This window comes from Marinimicrobium hydrolyticum, assembly GCF_030848505.1.
Taxonomy (GTDB): Bacteria; Pseudomonadota; Gammaproteobacteria; order Pseudomonadales; family Cellvibrionaceae; genus JAVDDU01.
In genome coordinates, this window is record NZ_JAVDDU010000005.1 from 26,091 (window position 1) to 52,215 (window position 26,125).

Genomic DNA, 26,125 nt, shown 5'->3' on the forward strand with positions numbered 1-26,125 from the left:
ACCGTATAGTGATAGTATAGTGATTAGGTTTAGGGGTGCGCTGGGCTTGCCAGGCGCGTCTCTTTACCTAATTAACGAACGCTAACCGGGAACGACAAGCGAGAGGCAGTTATGACTCAGTCCTATCAAGTGACCGAAACTCTGTCGGTCAACGGCAAAGATTACCGCTATTATCCTTTCACGCGCGTTGCGGAAAAATACGCCGTCGATAAGCTGCCGTACTCCCTGAAAGTTCTCCTGGAAAACCTGCTCCGCCATGCGGACTCTCCCGCCGTGAGTGAGTCGGATATAGATGCCTTGGCGGGCTGGGACCCGCAGGCAACTCCTTCCCAAGAAATCGCATTTGTGCCGGCGCGCGTGGTGCTGCAGGATTTTACCGGCGTGCCGGCCATTGTGGATCTAGCCGCCATGCGCGACGCCGTGACCGAACTCGGTGGCAAGCCGCAACAAATTAATCCGCTTTCGCCAGTTGAGTTGGTGATTGATCACTCGGTGATGGTGGATTTTTATGGCGCAAGCGATGCTTTTGAAAAAAACACCGCGGTTGAAGTACAGCGCAATCGGGAGCGGTATCAGTTCCTGCGCTGGGGGCAAAAAGCTTTTGATAATTTTAAAGTGGTTCCGCCGGGCACTGGCATTGTGCATCAGGTGAACCTGGAATATTTGGCGCGCAGTGTTTTTGTTCGCGATGGCGACGACATGCCGGAGGTGTATCCCGATACGTTGGTGGGCACCGATTCCCACACCACCATGATTAATGGTTTGGGTGTTCTGGGCTGGGGCGTAGGCGGTATTGAAGCCGAAGCGGCCATGTTGGGGCAGCCCATTTCGATGCTGATTCCTCAGGTGGTGGGTTTCAAACTCAATGGCGAACTACCCGAGGGCGCCACCGCCACGGACCTGGTACTAACGGTTACGCAGATGCTGCGAGAGCTGGGGGTGGTGGGAAAATTTGTGGAGTTTTTTGGTCCCGGCCTCAAGCATTTGACCCTTGCGGATCGGGCCACCATTGGCAATATGGCGCCTGAGTACGGTGCCACTTGCGGCATTTTCCCGGTGGATCAGCAAACCCTCGACTACCTGAAATTTACCGGTCGCTCCGAGGAGCAAGTCGAACTCGTTAAAACCTATATGAAAGCCATGGGGCTGTGGCACGACGACGCCAGTATTGATGCCAATTACAGCACCGTGCTGGAGCTGGATCTGAACGACGTAGAGCCTTGCATTGCCGGCCCCAAACGGCCTCAGGATCGAATTACTCTGCAAGACAGCAAAAGCGCATTTCACAAATTGATGGATGAGCGGGAGGCGCGGCATGATGCCATGATCGCCAGCACCACGGAACAACACTATGCCGCGGAGGGTGGCAGCGCGGCCGTGGGCAGTGTTTCGCCGGCCGAGCAGGGCGCCGTTCCCGTAACCTACCAAGGTGAAGATTTTTTCCTGCGTCACGGCGCGGTGGTCATCGCCGCGATCACTAGTTGCACCAACACCTCCAACCCCGCAGTGTTAATGGCGGCGGGTTTGGTGGCGAGAAAAGCTCGCGAGCGCGGGCTCAAAACGCATCCCTGGGTAAAAACCAGTTTGGCGCCCGGCTCCAAAGTGGTGACCGATTACCTGAATAAAGCCGGATTGACGGAAGACTTGGAAGCGTTGGGCTTTTACCTGGTGGGGTACGGTTGCACGACCTGCATCGGTAACTCCGGACCCTTGCCTCAGGAAATCTCCGAAGCCATACATAAAGGTGATTTGACGGTAGCGTCCGTGTTGTCAGGCAACCGCAACTTTGAAGGCCGAATCCACCCGGAAGTCCGCACCAACTACCTGGCATCGCCGCCCTTGGTGGTGGCTTACGCTTTGGCGGGCACCATGAACATTGATTTAACGAAAGACCCTGTGGGCTTGGATCAAGAACGCAAGCCGGTGTATCTGAAGGATATTTGGCCCAGCACTGAAGAGATTCATCAGGCCATTGCAGATAACGTACAACCGGAAATGTTCGCCGATAAGTACGCCGACGTTTACACGGGTGACGATAACTGGCGCAACCTACCCGTAGAAGACAGCCAGTTGTATGGATGGCCGGATTCCGACTATGTGCGTCGCCCGCCATTTTTTGACGGCATCAGCGCGGACGTAGACGATATAAAGCCCATCGAAAAAGCACGTTGTCTGGTCAAAGTGGGTGACAGCATCACAACGGACCATATTTCCCCAGCCGGCGCCATTATGCCCGACAGCCCGGCGGGCCAATACTTGCAGGAGCAGGGCGTAGAGCCCAAGGATTTTAACTCCTACGGCTCCCGGCGCGGTAACCACGAAGTGATGATGCGCGGTACCTTTGCCAATGTACGCCTGAAAAATGAAATGGCTCCCGGCACCGAGGCTTGTTGGACGACCTACTTGCCGGAAGATGAGGTCATCAGCATTTACGACGCCGCACAGCGGTATCGCGAGGACGGTACGCCCTTGGTCGTTTTGGCTGGCAAGGAATACGGCTCCGGGTCCTCCCGGGATTGGGCCGCCAAAGGGCCGGCGTTGTTGGGTGTGCGCGCTGTTATCGCCGAAAGCTACGAGCGCATTCACCGCTCTAACTTGGTGGGTATGGGCATACTGCCTTTGCAATTCAATGAAGGTGATTCGGCGGAGTCGCTCGGCTTAACCGGGAAGGAAAGTTTTTCCATTCCCGCCGTGAACGCGGACAGCAAAACGCTGACGGTGACGGCGGAGTCGCCGGACGGCAAACAGCAGACGTTTGAGGTTCGAGTACGCATTGATACTCCCAATGAATTCAGTTACTTCCAGCACGGTGGTATTTTGAAATATGTACTGCGCAGCCTCGCACAGCGGTAGCCAGTTGGCGCAATGACGATTACGATGGATTTTTCATGACCCTAAGCCACACCGATGACCATGGCAAAGCCAGCATGGTCGATGTTTCCGACAAACCGGCCACCGTAAGGGAAGCATGGGCGCAGGCACGTATTGTGATGCGCCCGGAAACCCTGGAACTGATTCGCGATAATGCGCTTAAAAAAGGCGATGTTTTAGCTGTTGCGCGCATCGCGGGTATACAAGCTGCCAAGAAATGCTCCGATCTTATCCCCCTGTGCCATCCACTGGCACTCAGCAAAGTGGCGGTGGAGTTTGACCTCCACGACCAGCCAGCCGGCCTGACCATTACCAGCTATTGCAAATTGACTGGCCAAACCGGGGTGGAAATGGAAGCCCTTACCGCCGCCAGTGTGGCGGCGCTTACGGTTTACGACATGTGTAAAGCCGTGGATATGGAGATGGTCATTGAGCAGGTGCAGTTGCTGGAAAAATCCGGTGGTCGCCGGGGCCATTATAAGCGGGGGGAAACCGCATGATCACAGTCCTGTTTTTTGCCCAGCTTCGGGACCAACTGGGTTGCGAGTCGGTATCGGTGAACGCCGAAGGCATTCGTAATCTGGCGGAGCTGCGCGCGCATTTGTTGGAAGAGCACCCCGACTGGCAGCCCTACTTGGGTCTTGAATCCCTGTTATTGGCGGTGAACCAAACCCTGGTCAAACTGGACCATGTCGTTAACAGTGGCGACGAAGTGGCCTTTATGCCTCCGGTAACTGGAGGCTAAATCCGGTGAATGAGATCGCGGTACAAACACAAGATTTTGATGTAGGCGCAGAGTACGCAGCGCTTATCAGTGGCGACACTGACGCAGGTGCTGCCGTGTTTTTTGTGGGGCGAGTGCGGGCGCGCAACGACGGTCGTGAAGTCACCGGACTGCACCTTGAACATTACCCGGGGATGACGGAAAAATCTTTGCAGGACATAGTCCAGCAGGCGAAAGAACGTTGGCCTATTGAGCGGGTACGGGTGATTCATCGGGTCGGTGCGCTAAGGCTTGGAGAGCAAATTGTTTTTGTGGGCGCTACCAGTCCGCACAGGGCGGCTGCCTTTTCTGCCGCTGAGTTTATAATGGACTACTTGAAAACCCGGGCACCGTTCTGGAAGAAAGAACAGACGTCCTCGGGTGAACTCTGGGTGGAAGCCCGGGATACCGACCAGCAGTCGGCGCAACGCTGGTGAACCATAGCGCAAGGAAAAGCACTGATGAAGCTGAAAGAGTACCCGAGCTCACTGTTTAACGCCTGCTTGCTGCAGCCGTTGAGCCCCGTGCGGCTTAATTCCATTGAAGGAATGCCGCTACCGGTCATTGTCTCCCTTACCTCCATCCCTTCACGATTGGCCACCGTACACTTGACGATTCGCAGCCTCCTGGCTCAGACCCATAAGCCCGAGAAAGTGGTATTGTGGCTAAACGATAGGTTGCGCGGGCAGATACCCGATTCTCTCGCTCGCCTGGAGGGGGGGGTGTTTCAGATCCGCTTTGCGGGGTTGGATTGTTCGCATAGAAAGCTGGTGCACGCTCGTGCCGCCTTCCCTGGAAGGCTGATTGTTACCTGCGATGATGATTTGATGTACGGGAAAAGTTGGCTAGTGCGTTTGTATCGTGATCACCTACGCCATCCTCAGTCGGTTATTGCCCACGAGTGCCGCAGTATCGCCTTAGATGGAGGCGCACTTTTACCCTACAAGCAGTGGCCAGTGGAGACCCGCCAGGGGGTTAGCGATCAACGGCTGCTGCCCATCGGTTATGGTGGTGTGCTGTATCCGCCGGGCGGTTTGCATGAAGATGTGGATAATCCTGAACTGTTTCTGAAACTGGCCCCAAGAGCGGATGACCTTTGGTTTAAGGCTATGTCTTATCTGGCCGGCACGACAACGCGACGCTCTTCCGACCCGGGTAGCAAGCCGATTCCTATCGTGCGTTCTCAGCGGGATTCTCTGCAGAAATCCAATGTAAAACAGGACGCAAATCGCGTACAGTGGCAATCTATTTGCGAGTATTATAATTTCGCTATCGAGTAAGCGAATTTCCAGGGGAGAACCACCATGAATTCATTCAAGCCTGCCGTAGTGCTGATGGTAGCACTGCTGATTTCTGCCTGTCAGCCGGGCTACGAGCGGGACGCTGCTGAAGTGCCCACAGAAGATGAGTTAGAGCTCTGGTTACCGCCAATTCTAGCCGGAGATCACCGATCAGAGGCCCATAAACACCGCGATCAATACCGTAATCCGCTGGAAACGCTCAGTTTTTTCGGGGTGTCCGTGGATGACCGGGTGATTGAGATTAATCCTGGCAACGGCTGGTACACAGAAATTTTGGCTCCGCTGTTGTTTGCGCACGGGCAGTATGTGGCCGCGACGCCGGATCCGAGCATCGACGGTTTGCCGGGGTATTTTGTGGCTCATGCGCAGGGCATGCAGGAGCGCAAGAATGAGCAGTCTGAGCTTTTTGGCGAAATTGAAATTCAATTTTATGACCCAGAGAGCCCGGTACTGGGCGAACCCGAAAGCGCCGACAAGGTGCTGACCTTCCGCAATATTCACGGTTGGATCAATGCCGGCACGGCTGAGTCCATGTTCGAAGCTTTCGCGGAGGTACTTAAGCCTGGCGGTGTTTTGGGTGTGGTGCAGCACCGCGCACCGGAAGGTGCCGACCCGGATGCTTCTGCACCGGAAGGCTATGTTTCGGAATCCGCGGTCATCGCTCTGGCGGAAGCCGCAGGCCTTAGCTTCGACGGCCGCTCTGAAGTAAACGCCAACCCCAAGGATACGCGACAGCATCCTTACGGTGTGTGGACTTTACCGCCTAGTCTGCGGTTAGGCGATGAGCAGCGTGAGCACTATTTGGATGTCGGCGAGAGCGATCGGATGACTTTACGGTTTAAGAAGGAATAGTATCGTTGGCTACGTTGCAGCGAACTGGGGTCTCAGAACCCCAGTTGAATGTCTTGTTTATTAAAAGAAACCTTGATCAAGCGGAGCTGGCTCTCGTTTTAGCTCTTAGGTCAAAAGGGGTCAATATCAAGGTGCTTACGGCTGCGACATCGCCGGGCGTGGTAAAACTGGAGCAAGCGGGCGTATTTGTAGAATCCCGGCCTTACGCATCCAAGGTGAATGTGCGCTTTATTAGGCAGGTTCGACAACTGGTCATCGCTGAGCGTATTTCAATAGTTCATGCCGTAGATAGCAGGTCACTGGCTAACGCTATCTGGGCGACTTACTTTTTGCCCGTCAAGATAGTGGCCTATCGAGGTACTTTGGCGAAAATTCGAAAGACCGATATCAGCTATTGGGCAGGCATTCTTAATCCGCGCGTTGACCGGGTGATTTGTGTCAACACTGCCATCTATGAATATCTACAGAACTTCTTCCCCGTCGAGCACTTGCTTTTGGACTACAAAGGCTATGAACCTGAATGGAGTCAGGAGGTTGAGGCGTCCGACGGTAGCTTCCCAGATCTCCCGGATGGGTCTATCGCCGTAATCTGTGTGGCCGATGCCAAAGGAAGGCCCCATAAGGGTGTGAATTTACTGTTGGAAGCGATGCACAAAACGGCGCGCCCCGAGATTCATTTAATTTACCTTGGTAGTTACGACAAGTCCTCCCGGCACCTCGCTGAACGCGGGCCAGCGGCGTCGCGCATCCACTTCCTAGGCTTTCATCGGGGTATTGCAAAGTTCTTGAAGCAAGCCGATATCTATGTGTTGCCTTCGCTTCGCGATGGACTTCCTCGGGCAGTGAAGGAGGCTATGGCGGAAGAGTTACCTGTCATTTGCGCCAATATCCCCGGTCCCACAGATCTGGTGATAGATAACGAAACAGGAGTGTGGTTTGAGCCTGGTTCGGTTGTAGCTCTAACCGAGGCGATTCTCGCCTTGAGCGATGATGCCGCTAAACGTAGGAGGCTGGGGCGTCAGGGTAAGCAAAGGTTGCTTCGCGAGTTTTCTTCGGCCGCATCGGCCGATAAAGTGCTCGATTTATATCGGGGGTTGGTTCCATCCAAAGGTGTAGTAGCGAAGCCTGATCAGCGCGTCTGAGGTGAGGTGCCTATTTGACGATGCCATTGGGTGTCCAGCTACGCCCCGTTTTCCTGACTTCACGACGAATGGCGTAGTTCTTTTCCCAGGTTTCCGGGGTGTCGTAACTACGCGGGTGATCCAAGTGCAGGCAGGATACGCTGTAACGGACCTGACGAGGCTTGAGGCCATAGTTGCAGAGCCGCTCGCCCAGTTCTCTGTCCAAGCCCCCGTACTGCATATCTTCATTGAAACCGTTCACCGCTTTGAGGGCGTCAGTCCAGGTGGAGCTGTTCATGCCGTTCCAGGTGGCGCCCGCGGGAGTCAGACGATTCAATAAGCTTTTCAGCCAAGGCGTTTTGACCAGTTTCCACAGTTTGGAATTGGCTGGCTGACCGCGCTGCATCAGCCAGTGTCGTTCGAATGCGCGGCCTTTAGCGATATCCTCTTCGGTAATCCCTTGAGAAACCGAAAGCGTTAACTTGATATACCCTCCGGACAAAAACACTCCAGGAGTCGCCATTTGCTGATGAATTTCGACGAACTTGGGCTCTGGAATACAGTCGCCGTCCGTAAAAATAAGGTAGTCGCAAGGGGTTTCGGCAATCGCTTTATTGAGAATGACGCATTTCTGAAAGCCATTATCTGGGTGCCATACGTGATCTATCGTGAGCTTGCCCCGCGCTTTAAAACGATCAATAACCGCCTGGGTTTCCGGGCCTGAACCGTCGTCGGCAATGATTACTCGAAACTGCTTGGCGGTTTGGGTCTCATACCCAAGCAGTACCTTCTCCAGCCACTCAGGGGCATTGTAGGTGGTAATCACCACGCCCATGTTCTTGGGTGCGCTCACGACATTTTCTCCTGCAGGGCTTGCCACACGTGAGAAGGGTCTATGTCTTTCATGCACGGCGGAGTTTCAGCGCTGTCCGCCGGTAGGAAACGGCACTGTCGTTTGTGACAGGGCATGCAGGGCAGGGCGGGTGTCAGCGTCATATTCACAGTGTGATCGCCAATCAGTCCAACCTTGGTGGGGGAGGTGGGCCCATAGAGCGCGACGGTAGGGGTTTCCAGTGCGCCAGAAAGGTGGGAAAAGCCCGTATCCATGCCCACAACGCCTGCCGCGCTCACCAGTTTTTCTGCCACCCGGGTAATGCTCTGCCGTTCTGCTGAGCGCCAAGCTTGAGGGTGGCTGGTGGCGATGCAGTCCGCCATTTGCCGCTCATCGTCACTACCCCAGATAATTTCAACTTGGTAGCCCTGCTCCGTGGCCAGAACGGTCAGGCCCTGCCACGCCTCTAGTGACCACAGTTTGGTGCGCCAACTGCTGCCGGGAATAAAGATCAATTGTTTCGAGTCGGCACTGCCGCCGGTGAAATGCTCCTGGATACCAAAGCGAAAGCTCTCTTCAAGAGGGTAACCGAAGGTTGAGGCGAATAGCTTCCGAGTTCTTAGTACGGCGTGTTCATCTTTGTTGACGTGATGCTTAACCTGATAGAACCAACTGGCGATGGCTTCACGGGCTGAGTCGGTGTGGTAACCGTGACTTTCGCTGGCGTTGGCGAAGCGAGTAATCACGGCACTTTTTAACAGACCTTGAGCATCCAGTACCAGATCGTACTGTTTTTGCTGCAGTTCATGGCGCCAGGCCTTGAAGGCTCGCAAGTCCTCCCGGCGCTTATGTTTCATCCACTGGCGTAAGTTGATGGGAATGACCCGGTTTACGGCCGGGTGCCAGGCGGCAATTTCGGCAAAGCTCTCCTCGACCAGCCAATCAATCTCGGCGTCGGGGTGATGGGCTTTAAGGTCAGTCAGGGCAGGGAAGGTGTGGAACAGATCCCCCATTGACGACATTTTGATCAGCAGGATTTTCATGGGCACGCTACAGCAGTAGTCCTTATCGGGTCCCAAAGAGATTGCCAGTACCGGTTATCCGCCAGTTACTGGTAGTCCTGGTAGGATTTTTCCTCAATCAACTCTGAGCCAAAAGTCAGGTTGATCTCTTTTTTTGCCTGGGCTCGTTTGTCATTGGTGAAGTAGACAGATCGAGCCAGTTCGATAAACGTGGGCCCGAAATCGCTTTCACGCTCACAGTCACGGATACGATCTTCAATATCCCATAGGGCTTCGTTAATGGACTTCAGCCCCGCCTTAAGCGGCTGCAACGTCGCCTTCTCAACTGCGTCGAGCAGCTCTCCCACCTTGGCGTCCAGGATGTTCAATTCGTGATCAACGTTGCGGCGTTTTTCCGGATCACTGATATTGACCTGCTTGATCTCGAGAATGGTGATTTTGTCGATCAGTTCGCCGAGGGAGATAGGAGCCTCTACCAACATGTTGGAGTCCCATAGTCGTAGGAAGGTTATTGTAGAAAATGACCGGTAATACTACCAAAAAAGCGGGTGGTCTGAATCCCCTGTGGCGTAAAAATGCTCAAAGTGGGACAAGTTTGTCGTCAAGCAGCGCACGTGGGGCGGTTCGTTTCTCCCTTGAACGGCGCTATGGGTTGTGATTTGCAGTTGGTATACAATAGCCCGCCTTTCGGTACACACCGCCGCAAACACCTGTTAATCCCCTGATTGGAAGTCAAAGTCTATGACCGTTCGCACTCGTATTGCACCGTCTCCTACTGGTGATCCCCACGTGGGAACCGCCTACATTGCTTTGTTCAACCAGTGCTTTGCACGTCAGCACGGCGGTCAGTTTGTATTGCGCATAGAGGACACCGATCAGACTCGGAGCACGGCGGAATCCGAGCAGGCGATACTGGATAGCTTGCGCTGGTTGGGGCTGGAGTGGGATGAGGGCCCCGATGTTGGGGGTGACTATGGTCCCTATCGGCAAAGTGAGCGCATGAGCAGCTACCGGCAGTATGCCGAGGAGCTTGTCGAAAAAGGCCACGCCTTTTATTGCTTCGCCAGCGCCGAGGAGCTGGACGAAATGCGTCGCGAACAGCAGGCTCGGGGAGAAACCCCCAAATACGACGGGCGCGGACTGGCACTGTCACAAGATGAAGTGCAGGCGCGCCTGGCGGCGGGAGAGCCCCATGTGATCCGCATGAAAATCCCTGAAAGCGGCAGCTGTCGCATACCCGACATGCTGCGCGGCGATATTGAGATTGAATGGTCGCAGGTGGATATGCAGGTGCTGCTCAAGGCCGACGGCATGCCTACCTATCACCTGGCTAACGTGGTGGATGACCACCTAATGGCCATTACTCATGTGATTCGCGGTGAGGAATGGATCAATTCCGCACCCAAGCACTTGAAGTTGTACGAATACTTTGGCTGGGAGGCGCCAACGCTGTGCCATTTGCCGCTGCTGCGCAACCCGGACAAATCCAAGCTCAGCAAGCGCAAAAACCCCACCAGCATTCTCTACTATCAGCGCATGGGCTACTTGCCCGAGGCCGTACTCAATTACCTGGGACGTATGGGTTGGTCCATGCCCGATGAGCGGGAAAAGTTTTCCCTGGCGGAAATGTTGGCTCATTTCGACATTAACCGCGTGTCCTTGGGCGGGCCGATCTTCGACGTGGAAAAGCTTTCCTGGCTCAATGGCTTGTGGATCCGGGAGAATCTGAGCACCGAACAACTGGCAAACCGGCTCCAGGATTGGGCGTTGAACCGCGACAACCTGATGAAAGTATTACCGCATGCGCAGCCTCGCATGGAGACGCTGAGCGACTTTGCGCCGCTGACGAGTTTTCTGGCGTCCGGCATGCTGCCTGTAACGGAAACGGATTTTTCGTCCAACAAACTGGATTTGGACGACCAGAAAAGAGTCCTGCAATTCGCGCTTTGGCGCCTGGAGGCGCTACGTACCTGGGAGCGGGATGCGATTTTTGAGGAGTTAAAGACGCTTTCCGGGCAAATGGCGATCAAACTCAAGGAGCTGTTGGCGCCATTGTTCGTCGCCATCGCCGGGACTACGGCCTCTTTCTCAGTGATGGACTCCATGACCCTGCTGGGGCCGGATATGAGCCGCGCCCGCTTGCGCCATGCGATCAATGCGCTGGGTGGTGTGGGCAAGAAACAGCAAAAAAAGCTGGAAAAGGCCTACGAGCAACTGGCGGAAGAAAGGTCCGAATAGGGTTTGTAACCTACTGATTTTAAACTAAAAGTTAGCTGTCCGGTGGTGTGGAAGCTGGGCTATTAAAAGGGATATTGGTTCTTGACAGCCCTCGGGGGAGTGATACAATGCGCCCCGCTTCCAAGGAAGCATCTGTGGGGCCTTAGCTCAGCTGGGAGAGCGCAACACTGGCAGTGTTGAGGTCAGCGGTTCGATCCCGCTAGGCTCCACCAAACATAAAAAAACCCCTGTGCCGTAAGGTGCAGGGGTTTTTTTATGTTTGTCGGTGCCTGGTTGGGTGAGACTCGCTGAAGCGGTTCACAAAATGGCAGGACAGCCATTTTGCACAGCGCAGCTGCCCGAAGGGCGAGGCACAGGGAAGTGCCGGGTGACAAAATGGCAGGACAGCCATTTTGCACAGCGCAGCTGCCCGAAGGGCGAGGCACAGGGAAGTGCCGAGTGACAAAATGTCAGGACAGCCATTTTGCACAGCGCAGCTGCCCGAAGGGCGAGGCGCAGGGAAGTGCCGAGTGAATCCCGCCTGACTCCACCCACCTTACCGCAGAGACATTCCTCTCCCATCCATTGCCTCGACGTTCTAACCCTGTAGTTAATCGAACCCTTTTGTAATCGGTTACCACAAACACGTTCCTGATTCAGGCTGCAAATGCGCACCGCGTCATGGCGAAGGCCGCACTGATACCGCGCGTTGAGAATGTAAAGACGTTTGGAGGCTGTTGCCTTTGAGCTTTTACCGTACTATGCTCCGGCCAAACTGTTATCGGTTACATTTCGATGGCAAGTTTTGGGTTTTCTGGTTAAGCCGACTCGAGATTGGTGGCCAGTGGGTCCAGCGCTTTGAGTAACCAGCTTGGGGATGACAGGGGTGCGAGAAGGGTGGTGTTACAAATAGTAACACGATCGCGCCCAGGCTTTCTTTACTGAAAGCGCACATATAAGCATCAGTATCAGCTGCTGGGTAGGCCATTGCCACCTCGGACATGCCTGAGATGAGTGGGTTCGGGAGAGCATATGCGGCAGCTCCACAGCTTCGCAGATAACTGCAGTTAGCCGGTACTGGTTAAAGCTATTACTTCAGTGCCAAGCACGGTTCGTCTCACGAAGCCGGTCTTTGTGCGGAAGATAATAATTTTGCTATAACAAAGGAGAGTTTCATGAACCCCAATAAAACTCGTTTCAAAAGAAAGCTCATGGCCGTGGCTGTGGCGTCTTATGCAATGTCGGGCCTCAGTACCACAGCGGTTGCACAAACCGATGAGATGCTCGAAGAGGTTGTTGTACGCGGTATCCGTGCCTCAATTGAGACATCCATCAACACCAAGCGTGACGCGGCGACCGTAGTGGACGCCATCACCGCTGAAGACATCGGTAAGCTACCCGACGTCACCATTTCTGACTCTTTGCAGCGGATTTCCGGCGTTCAGATTCGCCGCAGTGCGGGTGAAGGTTCATCGGTAAACATTCGTGGTTTGCCCCAAGTGGTAACCCAACTCAACGGCGAGCAGTTCCTGGGCTCAAGCTCCGTTGTTTCTGTTCAACCCAACTTCAACGAAATCCCTTCACAGTTGTTCCGTGGCGCGGACGTCTATAAGTCGGCCACCGCCGACCTGAACCGTGCCGGTATTACCGGTACTGTGGATCTGAAAACCTACCGACCGTTCGATTTTGATGAAGGCCTCACGGCTGCAGGCAGTTTTGAAGTCAGCACGGGCGAAGAGACGGGTGAGTTCGATCCGATGATTTCCGGTCTGGTTAACTGGCAAAACAACCGCGTTGGCTTCATGCTCGCGGGTACATACTCCAACGTAAATCTCGCCAATACTTACGCTGGCGTTAGCGCGGGTAGTCCGGACGCTGGGGGTGCGGCGGGCTGGACTGGTCGTAGCAACGATGGGAATGTGATCGGCAATATCACAGGAGATCCGCTGGCCAACCTGGGCGGTGTTGACCTGGTAGATCAGGGTCGCAGCTACCTGTCACAGGAAGGCATACTGGCCTGGCATCAGGTTACAGAGCGTGAGCGTATCGGGCTAAATGCATCGTTTCAGGCCGACCTAGGTGAAGGTTGGACCCTGACCAGTGACTGGTTCTATGCGAACCGTGAGGAGTACAACCGTAAAGTGGGCGTTGCTGCCACCAACAAATGGCAAGGTAATGATTGGTCCTATCCCACGGCTTCGCGTGATACGGGCGAAGAGTTGGACGGAAACGATTTCCACACTTGGCAGGTTGGCGAGATGGCACCCAAGCGTTTGGCATCGTTGACTCAGAACGACGTCTTCGATAACACGTCGCGCAACGTCAATGTCCAATTGGATTACGACAATGGTGGTCCGTTCACAGCGACATTCCGTGGTGTGTTTGGTAGTGCCGAGCAGACTCGTCGCATGGCCTTCAACGAAGGTGATCTGACCAACGCCTCCTCCACCTTGGGTCGCACCACCAATTTTGTACCCGGTGAGCAGTGCACCAACGGCGAGGAGATTGTCGGTGATGAAGGTGGTTGCTTCCAGGCCATCAATCCTCTGGGTTACTCTGAAAACCCGCACATCACATACGATACCAGCGGTTCTCACCCCCATTGGAGCGGTTTTGACCGTCAGCTGGCTGGCGGCTTGGGCGCGGGTAACACCACTGCCGACTATATGAGCAACCTCGATAGCTACAATGTTGGTGCCTACGCGTCCGAGAACAACGAAGACGCCAAAGGTACGCTAACGGCATTGAGCCTTGCGGGTAGCTATGAAATTGAAAACAATTTCTTTACCAGTGTGGACGCCGGTGTCCGCCTGAGCACCCGTACGGCGGATTACTCTCGTTGGAACTATATGGCACCGGCCAATAACACCGAGTGTGAAGCTCAGTGGTTGGCCACCGACGTTGAGTTGGAGTCAGACGTGTGCAGCGCAGGCGAGACAGTGGATGGCGAGTTTGTTCCCTACATCGCGCTGGGCAATACCCGTCTGGATGAAAACAACAACGCTATTTGGGTTGACGACTTTGGGTCCGTGACCGGCATCCCCGGCGTTTGGGCCACAGATCCGCGTGACTATGATGATCCCGTCGCCTTTATGGAGCGCACTTTCGGTGAAGGTAGCCGAGTTCCGGTACCGGGCTCTACCTTTTACGTAGAAATGGAAGAGTTGTCCTACTACTTGCAGGGTAACTTTGAGGTTGGTGCTTTGACGGGTAACGTCGGCGTCAAGGTGATTGAAACTGACCTTCTGGTTCAGCAAAACATCGCTGGTCCCGGTATTCCGTTCGGTAACTTGAACGAAGACGCCGGTGATGTATTCACTGCCCGCAGCTACACTGATGTGCTTCCCTCCGTTAACCTGGCTTACAACCTGACCGATGACTTGGTACTGCGTGCAGCCTACACGCAGGCCATGGTTCCCTTGAACCTGAACCAGTACGGTGACGGTTTGGTGCTGAACTACACCATCGATTCAGCCGAAGGCAGCCCCACTGAAGGTGACTTTATCGTCTCTGGTGGTAGCTTGAGCGGTAACCCACAGTTGGATCCCTGGCGTTCAGACAACTATGACCTCTCTCTCGAGTGGTATGTCGGGCCGGCGTCTATGTTAAACGTTGGTTTGTTCCGGGTTGAGATCGACAGTTTTACCGAAGGTCAGACTGTGCAGATGGAGCAGCCCGACGCCGATGGTGTGGTGCGTCGATCTGTACCCATTAACACGACCGGGCAAGGCAGTGGTGGTACCCTGGAAGGTATTGAGTTGGGCGCGAAGATCGCGTTTGGCGACTTCCTGGATGGGTGGATTGCTGACTTCGGTATAGATACCAACTTTACCTATTCGCCCAGTGAGGGTGAAGGGGAAGATATTCAAGGCAATACCAACCCCTTCCCGGACAACTCGAAAGAGCAGTTTAACTTCTCTTTGTGGTACGAGAGCAATCGCTTCCAGGCGCGTATTGCGCACAACTATCGCAGTGAACGTCTGGCTGCGACTGGTGCCGCGTGGGGTGCTCTGAACGTGTATCAGAAAGCCACCAATTACATCGACCTTTCTGCTACCTACGATATCAACGATAATATTAGTGTCTTCTTCCACGGCTCTAACATTACCGGCGAAATCGAAGAGTACTACTTCGAGTGGGACGATCAGTTGGCGTTTCAGAGTTACTTTGAGCCGCGTTACTCTCTGGGTGTTCGAGCTCGGTTCTAAGCCGTGTGAAAGCCTGAACCGCGTTTTGGTTTAGGTGAAGCCGCCGGAAGTTACGCTGCAAGGCGAGTCTCCGGCGGTTTTTTTCGTTTTTGCTACAGGGATAAGAATATGTCCAATAATCCAGTAGAAAGCGTTGTAATTGTAGGTGGCGGTACAGCCGGGTGGATGGTCGCGGCCAGTTTGTCCAACTTATTTGGCAAACGTCTAAAAATCACCTTGGTGGAGTCCTCTGAGATCGGCACCGTCGGTGTGGGCGAAGCCACCAACGCCACCATTCGGCGATTTTACGGCCGCCTGGGCATGACCGATTTTGACGTGCTTCGGGCCACCCAGGGCACTTGCAAACTGGGAATTCGCTTCGACAACTGGCATCAGAAAGGCCACTCTTATTTCCACCCTTTTGGCGTATACGGCCAAGAGGTTCGGCAGGTTCAGTTCCACCATTTCTGGCTAAAAATGCGCGAGATGGGTGATCAGACCCCACTCGATGATTATTGCCTCGGCACCACCTTGGCAATGCACGATAAGTTCACCACGCCCAGTCCCAATCCGCCGTCGAGCCTTTCAGTATTTGATTGGGCTCTGCATTTCGACGCTACCTTGTTTGGCCATCTGATGCGTGATTTTGCGATTGACAAGGGTGTGCGCCGAGTGGACGCCAAGGTCTCCAACGTAAATCTGAATCCCGATAATGGCTTTATCGATTCTGTGACCTTGGAGGGGCACGATGCGCCCCTGGCAGGGGACTTGTTTATCGACTGCTCGGGCTTTAAAGCTTTATTGATTGAAGGTGCTTTAAAGACGGGCTATGAAGATTGGAGCCAGTGGCTGCCCACCGACAGTGCCGTAGCCGTGCAGAGCGAATCCGTGGGCGAGCCGCACCCCTACACGGTATCTACAGCTCATGAGGCGGGCTGGCAATGGAACATCCCGCTACAGCACCGACAGGGGAATGGCCATGTGTATTGCAGCGAGTACATCAGTGACGATGAGGCCACGGAAGTCCTTATGCGCAACATCGACGGCCCTTTGAGCAGTGATCCGAAAATGTTCCGCTTTGTACCGGGGCGTCGAAAAAAAGCCTGGAACAAGAACTGTATATCCGTTGGCCTGGCCTCCGGCTTTCTTGAACCTCTGGAAAGCACCGCCATTGCGCTGGTGGAAACCGCCATTGAAAAAATTCGGCTGTTGTTTCCGGACAAAAGCATGCCCCAGGGGTGCATTGATGAGTTCAATGATATGACCCGTTTGGAGTATGAACGGGTTCGGGACTTTATTATTTTGCACTACCACGCCACCGCCCGTACCGATGCGCCTTTGTGGAATCACTGCCGTACCATGGAGATTCCCGAGCCCCTGGCCCATAAAATGAAACTGTTTAAACAGCGCGGTCATTTGGTGAAGTACCGTTGGGAAATTTTTCAACCGGCCAGTTGGCTCGCGCTCTATTCCGGCAACAATATTTACCCGGAAATGTACGATCCCAGAGTGGACACCTTTGACATGAACTACGTCAGAAAAAGCCTGGCGGAGATGAAAAAGTCCCTACAATCGGCTATGGAGCCGCTACCGAGCCATGGAGAATTTATTCGGAAAAATTGCTACTACCGCTAAGCGCCTGCCTCTGATGGTGGGCCGACACCGTTACGCTACTCGACATGCGGGCATGGTGAGGGATGTGAGGTGAACCTTTACCGTAAGTCATCAGTCCATCAACACTTCTTTACTTTTTGAGCTGGTACCATGGCTGGGAGCGTTGCTTGGCGACGCATCGTTTTTCGCCAGGAAATGCCTGGTGCCAGATTAATCCAGACTTTGATGTTGTTATGTCCTTGCCGAGAGTAAAAGAGTGGCACAATGTCACTCGGGAAATGTTTGAACAGGAAATTGTGCCGCGCTATGAGCCAGCGATACTCAGGGGGCATGTGAAGGACTGGCCGGTGACCCGCCAGAGCCTGAAGTCTGCTGAATCCGCAGCACGCTATGTATCCCAGTTTGACAGCGGCAGACCGGTACTCTCCTGGGTGGGTGAGCCATCCATCGAAGGTCGGTTTTTTTATAACCGCGACCTGAGCGGAATGAACTTCCAACAGGTGCAGGCCGAACTCAGGCCCACGTTAAATCGCATCCTGTCCCTGAGCGGGGAGGAACGGCCTCCGGCACTCTATGTGGGTGCTACCTCAGTCGCAGATTCCCTGCCGGGATTTGCCCACGAAAATCCTTCGCCGTTGGTGGATAAAGCAATTATTCCCAACATTTGGCTGGGTAATCAGGTCACCATTTCTGCTCATTTTGATACGTCTGACAACATCGCCTGCGTGGTTGCGGGCCGGCGTAAGTTCACCCTGTTTCCTCCCGAGCAAGTGTCCAACCTGTATGTAGGTCCTATTGACTTCACGCCGGCGGGACAGCCTATCAGCATGGTGTCGGTAAAGGAGCCGGACTTTGAGCGTTTTCCGCGCTTTAGACAAGCGCTGGCGGCGGCCAAAGTAGCTGAGCTTGAGCCGGGCGACGCGATTTATATACCTTCATTGTGGTGGCACAACGTAGAGGCAACGGAAGATTTCAATATTCTGATCAATTACTGGTGGGAAGACTCAGTGCCGGGAGTAGGGTCGCCCTTCGATGCACTGGTACATTCGACTCTTACCACGTCCAGTTTGCCGCCGGAAAAGGTAGCCGCTTGGAAGAGTATGTTCGATCACTACGTGTTTGAACGCGAACAGCAGTCCGCTGAGCATATTCCTCCTGAGCGTCGCGGCCCCTTGGGCAAGATGACACCACGAGTGGCGGCTTATGTTCGCAACTATTTACGCGGTGTGCTGAACCGTTAGCCGCGGCTCAGGAGTCATCAGCTGAGCAATGGCGGCGGATGAATTCCTGGTGCGTGGGCGCCTGCTCGGCGGCGGCGCGAATGGCCGTGCGCATTTGTGCCAGCTGTTGTTTTAATTGCGCCTCGTCAATCCAGTCCGCTCTCGGGTCATAGTGTTGTGGCAGTATGCCGAAGCCGTGATACATGGTGACCCAACTGGCCTCTTCAAAAGACTCTCCTTCGTAGCTCACCAGATACCCTCGGTCCTTGAATAGGGCGACCTTATGCGCAAGCGTGTCGGGCACGGACATGTCACGGGTAAGGCGCCACAGCGGTGTGTCGTCCCGCTGTGTGCCTTTGTAATGGAGAATAATGAAATCCCGGATGCGTTCGTATTCGTTTCGGGATTGGCGGTTAGCCTCTTCGATGCAGGCCGGATTGAAGCTTTGGTCCGGGAAGAAATACAACAGCCGGGAGATGGCCGTCTGTATTAAAGAAATACTGGTGGATTCCAACGGTTCCAAGAAGCCGGAAGCCAGACCGATGGCGACACAGTTTTTGTGCCAGAACTTTTTGCGCATGCCAGTAGTGAATCTGAGCGGTTTGGGATCATTGAGTGCTTTACCGGGCAGGTGTGACAGCAACGTCTGACAGGCTTCATCTTCACTGATTAAATCGCTGCAATACACATAGCCGTTACCGGTGCGGTGTTGCAGGGGTATGCGCCACTGCCAACCCGCCTCACGGGCGGTGGAGCGGGTAAAGGGCGCGGGTGGTTCGGCTCCGGACTCGCTGGGCACGGCTAGAGCACGATCACAGGGCAACCAGTGGGTCCAAGTTTCGTAGCCGGTCTGCAGGGCTTCTTCTATCAGAAGGCCTCGAAACCCAGAACAATCCACAAACAAATCGGCTGTAAAAGACTCGCCGTTGTCCAATGTAACGGACTGAATAAATCCTGTGTCCGGCTCTAGGGAAACCTGCTCAATCACACCATCTTGCTTGAGCACGCCTCGCTCAGTCGCCCAGTTGCTTAAATACTGCGCGTACAGTCCAGCATCGAAATGAAACGCGTAGTTGTACCGGGCCAAAGGTGTGGGCGGATTTGGATTGGGCTGTGCGAAGCGGCCCAATTGCGCCATGATCGCCGGCAGCGAGTATTCTTCGATGGAGTGGGGTTGTTCCAGCGTTTGAAGTTTGTGCCAAAGGTGATGAAAATCCGCGCCGCCCAAAGGTAAACCGTAATCCGCGAACGGATGAAAAAAGCGCGTGTTGAGCTTGCACCAGTCAACAAACTCGATGCCGAGTTTGAAAGTCGCCTGGGTTTTTTTTACGAAATCCAGCTCATCGATGCCCAGGCTATTGTTAAAGTCGCGGATGCCCGGCAGCGTGGCTTCACCGACGCCCACGGTACCGATCTGGGAAGATTCGATCAGGGTAATTGAGACTGGCCGTTCACGCAGAAAATTGGCCAACGCCGCAGCCGTCATCCAGCCAGCGGTGCCGCCCCCAACAATGACAATATTTTCAATGGGTTTGTGTTGTGGGCTTCGCATCGGCCACTTCCTGTGCGAGTTATCAGTAGTCGTTTATGTCTCTGGGTGCCAAGCCTTCAGTCGTTCGGCCATCTGCGGGTCTACCAGCTCCAAGGATATACGGCGCTGCTCTAAATCCACTTCGCTAATCACCACCATCAGTTTTTGATCCAGCTGATAACGCTGATCGTCAAGGGTCAGGCTCAGGCGGCGGGCGTCAAAGCGTGGCTTGGGTGCATCTTTAGAGGCGAGCATAACAAAGCCTTCGAAACCGGACTCGTCCAAGCGCACGCCCACGCCGTTGGAGGTCACCAGTCCAATGGTACCCAGGTGCACACTACCGATTTTGTCACGGTAGTATTCGCACGCTAACCACTGTTCCTGTTGCCGGCAAGCCTGACGGCCCTTGGTCAGTTGCTGCTGTAAAGACTCCACCAATGCTGGGTCGATACGGGGCTCCAGGTTGCCGTGCAGTATTTGCTTAATCGCCAAATGATTATGAAAATCGTGATAGCGCCGAATAGGTGAGGTGACCGTGGCGTAATGCTGAAACCCCAAACCAAAATGCTCGCTGGAATCGAGTGACAAAGCACTGGCCTGAAGCATCCGTTGCAAAATCGGCAGCAATTGGGTGAAGCTCTCGTCTCCGTCCGGGTTCAGGCGCAGATCCTGCAATAGACGTTGAAAATCGGGGAGGTTCTGTAAGTCGCCAACAGAGTATTCCGGGGAATCCTCTTCAAGCAGACTGAGGGCATCCTCCAGGCGTTCGGGGCGAAACCCTACGTGATTGGAAAATATACCCAGGCCGGGGTGTTGCGTGAGAAGTTTTCCCGCACAAATATTGGTGGCGAGCATGGCCTCTTCAACAATGCGGTGCGCCGGTGTGCGTTCGCGCTTTTCAATGCGTTCGATTTTCTTCTGGTCGTTCAGTATGTAGTAGTAATCGGCCCGATCTTCCATTACCAGGGCGTGATCCTGGCGATGTTGAGCGCGGGTTGCTGCAAACGCCTGCAACTCTTTCAGCATTGCCAGCACAGGGGCAGGCACGGTTGAGCACTCTGGATTCTCCAGCCACTCGGAAACACTTTGATAGTTGAGTTTGTGGTGAGAGCGTATCATGGCTTCGGTGAAACTGAATTCGCCGATGCTGCCATCCTGCCCAACATGCAGGGTGCAAATCAGTGCCGGGCGTTGCTGATCCGGGACCAGGGAAAAGGTGTCATGGGACAACTCCGTTGGCAGCATGGTGATGCTTTGCCCCAGCAAATACACGGTGCTGGCGCGCCGTTGAGCTTCCTGGTCCAGGGGTGTTCCAGGAGCAATGAAACGGGTCGGATCGGCGATGGCGACTTTTAGATGCCAACCGGACTCTGTTGCTTCCAGATACACGGCGTCGTCCATATCCCGTGTATTTTCCGAGTCTATGGTCACGAAGGGCAGGTGAGTAAGATCTTCCTGTTCCTCCGCCAGAACAATGGGCGTGAGATTAATGGCCTGGGCTTGCTCCTGGGCTCGTACGGACCACTCGGTAGGCAGTTCGAATTTCGCCGTCAGGTAGCGGGCTTCAACGCCGGGTTCGCCCGGGCTGCCAAGCGGGGCGGTCGGTTTTACCTGCCCTTTGCCGTCATTTTTAAAAGGGTGCCGGGTCAATTTACCTTGCACGTAATCACCGTGGCGGTATTCGCCCCGGTCTTGCGGCGCGACAAAAAGCCAACGATTAAACTGGGGGAAATCGGGCTCTATAAAGTGCGCCTTGCCGCGCACACGGTAGCGGCCCACAAAGCGCGAGAATTCACTGTCGAGCAATTTTTCCAGGGTAGCTTCAAGTTGATCTTTTTTGTTGGTGGTCAGCGACACTTCCACCCGATCTCCGGGCAGGACCTTTTGCGCTTCGTCCGGCGCGAGAAAGGCATCTTTGCCGTCATCGAGTCTGACAAACGCGAAACGCTTGGTCGTGGTACGAACCAGACCCTGAGAGAGATTCTTTTGCGATTGCAAACTGGATTTTAGTGCGGTGAGCTGCTGTAGGGCATTTTTGTCGAACATGAACACAACTTATGGGTAGGGGCCGGCGAAACCGGAATCATAACAGGATTCTGTCCTCTGCGTTACCGAGGCCGCGTCTGCTCCGGCTTTCGGGGCGTTTCACTGCAGCGGCAGAAGTGAATCTATAGTACTATTTGTGTCATGGATCTCCTGAATCAAGTCATTTTATTCGGCGGAGCGCTGTTTCTCGTCAGCGTTCTGGCCAGCAGCCTATCGCCGCGTGTGGGGATGCCACTGCTGCTGGTATTCCTAATTATCGGCATGCTGGCGGGGGTTGATGGCCTGGGCGGCTTGCAGTATGACGACGTACAGTCGGCTTATCTTTTGGCGACACTGGCCCTGGCCGTAATTCTGTTTGATGGTGGCTTGCGCACGGACAGCCACAACTTCCGGGTTGGCCTTAAACCCGCTTTGACCTTGGCAACCTTGGGCGTAATTGCCACCGCCGCTTTGTGTGGTGCCTTCGCGGCTTGGATGCTGGGACTGAAGTGGGAGCAGGGGTTTCTGATTGGAGCGATCGTCGGTTCAACGGACGCCGCTGCGGTTTTTTCCGTACTCAACATGCAGGGGCTGGCGCTTAAAAAACGGGTTGGCGCCACATTGGAGATCGAGTCCGGGCTCAACGATCCCATGGCCATCTTTCTGACCATTATCATGATCGAATTCATGATCAGTGGGGAGGACGGCGTCAGTTGGACAATGTTTGGCCAATTTGGCTGGCAGATGGGGCTGGGCGCTCTGATTGGCCTCGCGGGCGGCCGACTGCTCGCCTACGGTGTTGGGCGTTTGGCCCTTAGCCCCGGGCTCTATCCTCTGCTCGCACTGTTTGGCGGTATTACCATTTATGGCCTCGCGGCTGTGGCTCAGGCTAGTGGCTTTTTGGCGGTGTATCTCGCCGGGTTGGTCGTGGGTAATCGGGTCTCTCGCGGGCTGTACAATATTCAGCGCTTTCACGATGGCATTGCCTGGCTGGCTCAAATTAGCCTGTTTTTAATGCTGGGGTTGCTGGTTTCACCGCGGGAGCTGCTGGCCTACGCACCCAGTGCGCTCTTGGTGAGTTTGTTTCTGATCTTTGTGGCGCGCCCCGTTGCCGTCTGGCTCTGTTTACTGCCGTTCCAGTTCTCCTGGCAGGAGAAGACGTTTATCAGCTGGGTTGGGCTTCGAGGCGCTGTGCCGATTGTACTGGCCATGTTTCCCTGGCTGGCCGGCTTTGAGCACTGGCCCTTCTTCTTCAATATCGCGTTTTTTATGGTGCTCATATCCCTGGTCCTGCAGGGTTGGACTGTGGCGCCCATGGCTCGCTGGTTAAACCTGGATGTTCCTTCGAGCTCATCGAGGGTGCAACGGGTGGAACTTGGTGTGCCGGGTCAGGTAGGCTACGAATTTGTCGGCTACAAAATTGCCGACGGTAGCCCGGCACTGCGCTTGAGCACCGATAACCTTTCACTGCCAGCGCAAACGTCTCTTTTGTGTGTGTTGCGTGATGATCAGCCCCTGCCATTAGGGCAGGGACACGCTTTTAAACCGGGTGATCATGTCTACTTACTGGCGACTGCGGCGGACTTGGTCGCGCTGGACAAGGCCTTCGTGGGCGTCGAGGAGCCGGAACGGCTGTCCGCCCTGGCGTTCTTTGGTGAGTTTGCCGTAACGCCTCGAGCCAAGCTCGCGGATTTGGGCACCTTGTATGGCTTTTCGGTTCCAGAAGACAAAGCGAACTGGAGTATCGCCCGCTACATCTATAATAAGTACAAGCAGCCGGTGGTGGGTGACCGGGTGCGCTTGGGGCAAGTGGAGTTCGTTGTGCTGGCGATGGATGATGCCCGCCTGACCAAGATAAGCCTGAAACTGCATAAATAGCATATTGTAATTGGAGGTCCTGCGATGAATCCCAGAGGCGACAGCTTAATTCTGATTGGCATGCCCGGTTCCGGCAAAAGCACGGTGGGGATTCTCCTGGCCAAGGAGTTGGTAAAGGGTTTTGTAGACACAGATTTGCTTATCCAGGAGCGAGAAGGTCAGCCGTTGCAGGAAATCATCAACAACGCGGACTTTCAGGCCCTGCGAAATATAGAGGAGCAGGTTCTGTTGGCCACGGATTTTCCCAATCACGTCATTGCCACTGGTGGCAGCGCGGTGTATAGCGACGCCGGTATGAATCACCTCCGGACCTATGGGCGGGTGGTTTTTCTGGATGTACCGCTGGATGAGTTGCAAATGCGTGTGACTAACTACGCGGCGCGGGGCATTGCGGCGCCGCATGGCCAAACCCTGGCACAGTTGTACGATGAGCGTCGTGCGCTCTACCGCCGCTACGCCGATATCACCATCGAATGCGGCGCACGGCCGCCAAGTGACTTGGTGTCCGACATTATCTATGAAAGTGGCGAGTGGTACGCTGAAGTGGACGCTTGAATCACAGTGGTAACTGAGTCGAGTATTTGACTTGCCGAAGGGCGAAGGTGGAGTTGATAGAGGCCACATTGGGTAACGGCAAAAGGTTCCGTTTCAACAAGCGCTCATAGTGCTCCACACTTTTGACCACGATTTTCAGGCCATAATCATAATCGCCACTGAGCGCGTAGCATTCAAGCACGTGGGGTAGTGTCTGAATTTGAGCTTCGAAGGCCTCCAGGACGTTGGGTTGGTGATCTTTCATTCTGACCTGTGCGTGCACAATCACATCCAAGTCCAGGTTGCTGGGGTCCAAGAGAGTCACTTTTTTCTGGATAACGCCCTCTGCCTCAAGCCGCTTCAAGCGCCGCCAGCAAGGAGTGTGGGAGAGACCGATCAGGCCGCCCAGGTCGGCCATGGAGTGATCGGCGTTAGCTTGTAAAGCGCGCAGTATCCTGCGATCAAACTCATCCAGTTCTACAGAAGCCACCATGCGTTCGATCTCACCTGGGTTGCGGGTACCTCTTTCGGACAGAAGACGCGCGAACAGCGCTTAGCTTGCTTCCGCTGTTTCCTCGGATTTCATCTGCTCCGCTTTCAGCCGGCGTAAATGTTTTTGACTCAAAGCAAGAAGGCGCGGTGTTTGTCCCTCATCTTCGTAAAGTGGATCGCCTTGTTCGTCTTCCGAGATGATGCGCGATCCCGGTACGTAGGGAAGGCCGCCCTCAAGCTCATTCAGGGCCGCGTGCAATAAATCGGTAATCAATTCTTCCGTACGCTTTTTGGGAAACATTTCGTGCAGAGCAGCCAATTTGGCGGCATCCTCCAGAGGCAGGCGAACCGAGTAACTTGCTTCCGTGAGTCCACCGCCGGCATGTTGTTCCCAATGCTGTATCAGGTTACTGACCTTCATACAAAACCTCTTTTAACTATCAGTGAGTGCCAAATATCCTTGTCGAGCTTGGCGCGGAAAGGGCCGCGAAGCGGATGTCTCCAACCCCCTGCTGTAAGCCCCTCGCGGTAAGTCCTTATATTAAACATAGTATAAGGAGGCTAATTCCGCGCATACACATGTGGATCAGGTAAAGGGCCTTTGGGTTCCCTGAAGTCTGAGATCGGGCTTTGCCGATTGTCCATATGTTTTAGTAAACTCCTTTAAAAACAATAAGTTATGCCGGTCTTCCGGCTCTGCGAGGCAGCCGTGTTGTGCTCGTTTGGCGGGCCGTGTATGGTATGCCCTTTTTTCCGCCCCCTTTTGCTTAGTCACCATCGGTTCACTAACTCGGTTCGCTGTCCGTCACAGGGCTGCCGGATAGAGCTGTTGGACAGGGCTCTCAGTCTGCCTGTTGTTGCCCACTGCGCCCGTTTTTTGGCATCCATACAAAGACCGGCCTAGTTTGGACCTGGTTTTTCGGAACGGGTCAGCAAAGCGTCGGTGGGCTTAGCAACGATCGAATCCCAGAGAGGAGTTACCCAATATGAGAATTATTTTGTTAGGCGCCCCCGGTGCCGGAAAGGGCACCCAGGCAAAGCTGATTATGGAGGAGTTCGGTATTCCACAGATCTCCACCGGTGACATGTTACGGGCTGCTGTAAAAGCAGGCACGCCTCTGGGATTGAAGGCCAAAGATGTAATGGCTTCTGGGGGCTTGGTCTCCGATGATTTGATCATCGCCTTGGTAAAAGAGCGTATTCAGGCGCCCGACTGTGAGCACGGCTTCTTGTTCGATGGTTTTCCTCGCACCATTCCGCAAGCGGAAGCACTGAGAGAATCCGGTATTAAGATTGACTACGTGGTCGAGATTGATGTGGGTGATGAGGAAATAGTCGAACGCCTGAGTGGGCGTCGAGTACATGAGGGCTCTGGACGTGTTTATCACGTGGCGCATCAGCCTCCGCGCGAACCCGGAAAGGACGACGTTACCGGTGAACCGCTGGTTCAGCGCGAAGATGACAAAGAAGAAACCGTGCGCAAACGCCTCGCTGTGTATCACGAGCAGACCAAACCGCTGGTTAACTTTTATCGCTCTCTTGAGCAGGAGGGTGCACCCAATGCCCCCACCTACACCCGAATTTCAGGCGTAGGTAACGTCGATGAAATTCGTGAGCGGATGAAAGCCGCATTGCGCTAAATAACTGATAAAAACTGACGTACTC

General features: G+C 54.4%; 21 protein-coding genes and 1 tRNA gene. 15 read left to right on the forward strand and 7 right to left on the reverse strand.

All coding sequences use genetic code 11. The features are described 5' to 3' along the window. Window positions 1–111 precede the first annotated feature (111 nt). The 7 genes from acnA to RBH33_RS10600 are packed head-to-tail and all read left to right on the forward strand — an operon-like array spanning window position 112 to window position 6,929. On the forward strand, window positions 112–2,853 hold the full coding sequence (gene acnA / locus RBH33_RS10570; protein ID WP_306732157.1) for an aconitate hydratase AcnA: 2,742 nt from the start codon (window positions 112–114) through the stop codon (window positions 2,851–2,853). Between the two features lie 35 nt (window positions 2,854–2,888). Further along, the gene (gene moaC, locus RBH33_RS10575) at window positions 2,889–3,371 is read left to right on the forward strand and encodes a cyclic pyranopterin monophosphate synthase MoaC (protein WP_306732158.1); all 483 of its coding nucleotides are present in this window, start codon (window positions 2,889–2,891) and stop codon (window positions 3,369–3,371) included. Then, window positions 3,368–3,616 carry a molybdopterin converting factor subunit 1 gene (gene moaD, locus RBH33_RS10580; protein WP_306732159.1) on the forward strand — a complete coding sequence of 83 codons (249 nt, stop codon included), beginning with the start codon at window positions 3,368–3,370 and terminating at the stop codon, window positions 3,614–3,616. Before moaC ends, moaD begins: the two co-directional genes overlap by 4 nt. A gap of 5 nt (window positions 3,617–3,621) precedes the next feature. Then, a complete protein-coding gene (moaE, locus tag RBH33_RS10585) occupies window positions 3,622–4,071 on the forward strand; it encodes a molybdopterin synthase catalytic subunit MoaE (RefSeq protein ID WP_306732160.1) in 450 nt (149 codons plus the stop codon). Window positions 4,072–4,095: 24 nt separating this feature from the next. Next, window positions 4,096–4,914, forward strand: a complete 819-nt coding sequence (locus RBH33_RS10590; protein WP_306732161.1) for a glycosyltransferase family A protein — start codon at window positions 4,096–4,098, stop codon at window positions 4,912–4,914. Between the two features lie 24 nt (window positions 4,915–4,938). Continuing rightward, the gene (locus RBH33_RS10595) at window positions 4,939–5,787 is read left to right on the forward strand and encodes a class I SAM-dependent methyltransferase (protein ID WP_306732162.1); all 849 of its coding nucleotides are present in this window, start codon (window positions 4,939–4,941) and stop codon (window positions 5,785–5,787) included. 44 nt (window positions 5,788–5,831) lie between these two features. Continuing rightward, window positions 5,832–6,929: a glycosyltransferase family 4 protein gene (locus RBH33_RS10600; RefSeq protein ID WP_306732163.1), complete on the forward strand. Its 1,098-nt coding sequence runs from the start codon at window positions 5,832–5,834 to the stop codon at window positions 6,927–6,929. 10 nt (window positions 6,930–6,939) lie between these two features. On the opposite strand, the gene RBH33_RS10605 is transcribed toward RBH33_RS10600, so the two are convergent. From RBH33_RS10605 to RBH33_RS10615, 3 genes are all read right to left on the reverse strand, one after another. Continuing rightward, the gene (locus RBH33_RS10605) at window positions 6,940–7,761 is read right to left on the reverse strand and encodes a glycosyltransferase family 2 protein (protein WP_306732164.1); all 822 of its coding nucleotides are present in this window, start codon (window positions 7,759–7,761) and stop codon (window positions 6,940–6,942) included. Continuing rightward, complete coding sequence (gene waaC, locus RBH33_RS10610) at window positions 7,758–8,783, reverse strand: lipopolysaccharide heptosyltransferase I (protein ID WP_306732165.1); 1,026 nt, start codon at window positions 8,781–8,783, stop codon at window positions 7,758–7,760. The genes RBH33_RS10605 and waaC overlap by 4 nt, the downstream gene beginning before the upstream one ends. A gap of 65 nt (window positions 8,784–8,848) precedes the next feature. Further along, window positions 8,849–9,244 (reverse strand): DUF6165 family protein, encoded by a 396-nt coding sequence (locus tag RBH33_RS10615; protein ID WP_306732166.1) that lies wholly within the window; start codon window positions 9,242–9,244, stop codon window positions 8,849–8,851. A gap of 259 nt (window positions 9,245–9,503) precedes the next feature. Here RBH33_RS10615 and gltX point away from each other — a divergent pair, with 259 nt between their 5' ends. From gltX to RBH33_RS10640, 5 genes are all read left to right on the forward strand, one after another. Continuing rightward, entirely contained in the window at window positions 9,504–11,000 is a 1,497-nt protein-coding gene (gene gltX / locus RBH33_RS10620; protein WP_306732167.1) for a glutamate--tRNA ligase, read from the forward strand. Between the two features lie 136 nt (window positions 11,001–11,136). Then, window positions 11,137–11,212 (forward strand) — tRNA-Ala (locus RBH33_RS10625). A gap of 942 nt (window positions 11,213–12,154) precedes the next feature. Beyond that, on the forward strand, window positions 12,155–15,187 hold the full coding sequence (locus RBH33_RS10630; protein WP_306732168.1) for a TonB-dependent receptor: 3,033 nt from the start codon (window positions 12,155–12,157) through the stop codon (window positions 15,185–15,187). A gap of 108 nt (window positions 15,188–15,295) precedes the next feature. Continuing rightward, the gene (locus RBH33_RS10635; RefSeq protein ID WP_306732169.1) at window positions 15,296–16,801 is read left to right on the forward strand and encodes a tryptophan halogenase family protein; all 1,506 of its coding nucleotides are present in this window, start codon (window positions 15,296–15,298) and stop codon (window positions 16,799–16,801) included. A gap of 146 nt (window positions 16,802–16,947) precedes the next feature. Then, window positions 16,948–18,021, forward strand: coding sequence for a cupin-like domain-containing protein (locus RBH33_RS10640; protein ID WP_306732170.1), 1,074 nt, complete (start codon window positions 16,948–16,950; stop codon window positions 18,019–18,021). Window positions 18,022–18,028: 7 nt separating this feature from the next. Here RBH33_RS10640 and RBH33_RS10645 read toward each other — a convergent pair whose 3' ends face one another. After that, on the reverse strand, window positions 18,029–19,552 hold the full coding sequence (locus tag RBH33_RS10645; protein WP_306732171.1) for a tryptophan halogenase family protein: 1,524 nt from the start codon (window positions 19,550–19,552) through the stop codon (window positions 18,029–18,031). Window positions 19,553–19,585: 33 nt separating this feature from the next. Then, window positions 19,586–21,577: a VacB/RNase II family 3'-5' exoribonuclease gene (locus RBH33_RS10650; RefSeq protein ID WP_306732172.1), complete on the reverse strand. Its 1,992-nt coding sequence runs from the start codon at window positions 21,575–21,577 to the stop codon at window positions 19,586–19,588. Window positions 21,578–21,718: 141 nt separating this feature from the next. On the opposite strand from RBH33_RS10650, the gene RBH33_RS10655 reads away from it, so the two are divergent. Both RBH33_RS10655 and RBH33_RS10660 read left to right on the forward strand, forming a co-directional pair. Then, complete coding sequence (locus RBH33_RS10655) at window positions 21,719–23,434, forward strand: potassium/proton antiporter (protein ID WP_306732173.1); 1,716 nt, start codon at window positions 21,719–21,721, stop codon at window positions 23,432–23,434. A 24-nt stretch (window positions 23,435–23,458) separates the two neighbouring features. Continuing rightward, window positions 23,459–23,989 carry a shikimate kinase gene (locus RBH33_RS10660; protein ID WP_306732174.1) on the forward strand — a complete coding sequence of 177 codons (531 nt, stop codon included), beginning with the start codon at window positions 23,459–23,461 and terminating at the stop codon, window positions 23,987–23,989. A 1-nt stretch (window position 23,990) separates the two neighbouring features. Here the strand turns inward: RBH33_RS10660 and RBH33_RS10665 are convergent, their stop codons facing one another. After that, window positions 23,991–24,461: an Lrp/AsnC family transcriptional regulator gene (locus RBH33_RS10665; RefSeq protein WP_306732175.1), complete on the reverse strand. Its 471-nt coding sequence runs from the start codon at window positions 24,459–24,461 to the stop codon at window positions 23,991–23,993. Window positions 24,462–24,521: 60 nt separating this feature from the next. Then, window positions 24,522–24,881, reverse strand: a complete 360-nt coding sequence (locus RBH33_RS10670) for a hypothetical protein (protein ID WP_306732176.1) — start codon at window positions 24,879–24,881, stop codon at window positions 24,522–24,524. Between the two features lie 565 nt (window positions 24,882–25,446). On the opposite strand from RBH33_RS10670, the gene adk reads away from it, so the two are divergent. Next, the gene (adk, locus tag RBH33_RS10675) at window positions 25,447–26,100 is read left to right on the forward strand and encodes an adenylate kinase (RefSeq protein WP_306732177.1); all 654 of its coding nucleotides are present in this window, start codon (window positions 25,447–25,449) and stop codon (window positions 26,098–26,100) included. Window positions 26,101–26,125 lie beyond the last annotated feature (25 nt).

Bases quoted from the DNA above. Each gene is read 5' to 3' on its own strand.
- acnA (WP_306732157.1), top strand. From the start codon at position 112: ATGACTCAGTCCTATCAAGTGACCGAAACTCTGTCGGTCAACGGCAAA.
- moaC (WP_306732158.1), top strand. From the start codon at position 2,889: ATGACCCTAAGCCACACCGATGACCATGGCAAAGCCAGCATGGTCGAT.
- moaD (WP_306732159.1), top strand. From the start codon at position 3,368: ATGATCACAGTCCTGTTTTTTGCCCAGCTTCGGGACCAACTGGGTTGC.
- RBH33_RS10590 (WP_306732161.1), top strand. From the start codon at position 4,096: ATGAAGCTGAAAGAGTACCCGAGCTCACTGTTTAACGCCTGCTTGCTG.
- RBH33_RS10595 (WP_306732162.1), top strand. From the start codon at position 4,939: ATGAATTCATTCAAGCCTGCCGTAGTGCTGATGGTAGCACTGCTGATT.
- waaC (WP_306732165.1), bottom strand. From the start codon at position 8,783: ATGAAAATCCTGCTGATCAAAATGTCGTCAATGGGGGATCTGTTCCAC.
- RBH33_RS10615 (WP_306732166.1), bottom strand. From the start codon at position 9,244: ATGTTGGTAGAGGCTCCTATCTCCCTCGGCGAACTGATCGACAAAATC.
- gltX (WP_306732167.1), top strand. From the start codon at position 9,504: ATGACCGTTCGCACTCGTATTGCACCGTCTCCTACTGGTGATCCCCAC.
- RBH33_RS10630 (WP_306732168.1), top strand. From the start codon at position 12,155: ATGAACCCCAATAAAACTCGTTTCAAAAGAAAGCTCATGGCCGTGGCT.
- RBH33_RS10635 (WP_306732169.1), top strand. From the start codon at position 15,296: ATGTCCAATAATCCAGTAGAAAGCGTTGTAATTGTAGGTGGCGGTACA.
- RBH33_RS10645 (WP_306732171.1), bottom strand. From the start codon at position 19,552: ATGCGAAGCCCACAACACAAACCCATTGAAAATATTGTCATTGTTGGG.
- RBH33_RS10650 (WP_306732172.1), bottom strand. From the start codon at position 21,577: ATGTTCGACAAAAATGCCCTACAGCAGCTCACCGCACTAAAATCCAGT.
- RBH33_RS10655 (WP_306732173.1), top strand. From the start codon at position 21,719: ATGGATCTCCTGAATCAAGTCATTTTATTCGGCGGAGCGCTGTTTCTC.
- RBH33_RS10660 (WP_306732174.1), top strand. From the start codon at position 23,459: ATGAATCCCAGAGGCGACAGCTTAATTCTGATTGGCATGCCCGGTTCC.
- RBH33_RS10665 (WP_306732175.1), bottom strand. From the start codon at position 24,461: ATGGTGGCTTCTGTAGAACTGGATGAGTTTGATCGCAGGATACTGCGC.
- RBH33_RS10670 (WP_306732176.1), bottom strand. From the start codon at position 24,881: ATGAAGGTCAGTAACCTGATACAGCATTGGGAACAACATGCCGGCGGT.
- adk (WP_306732177.1), top strand. From the start codon at position 25,447: ATGAGAATTATTTTGTTAGGCGCCCCCGGTGCCGGAAAGGGCACCCAG.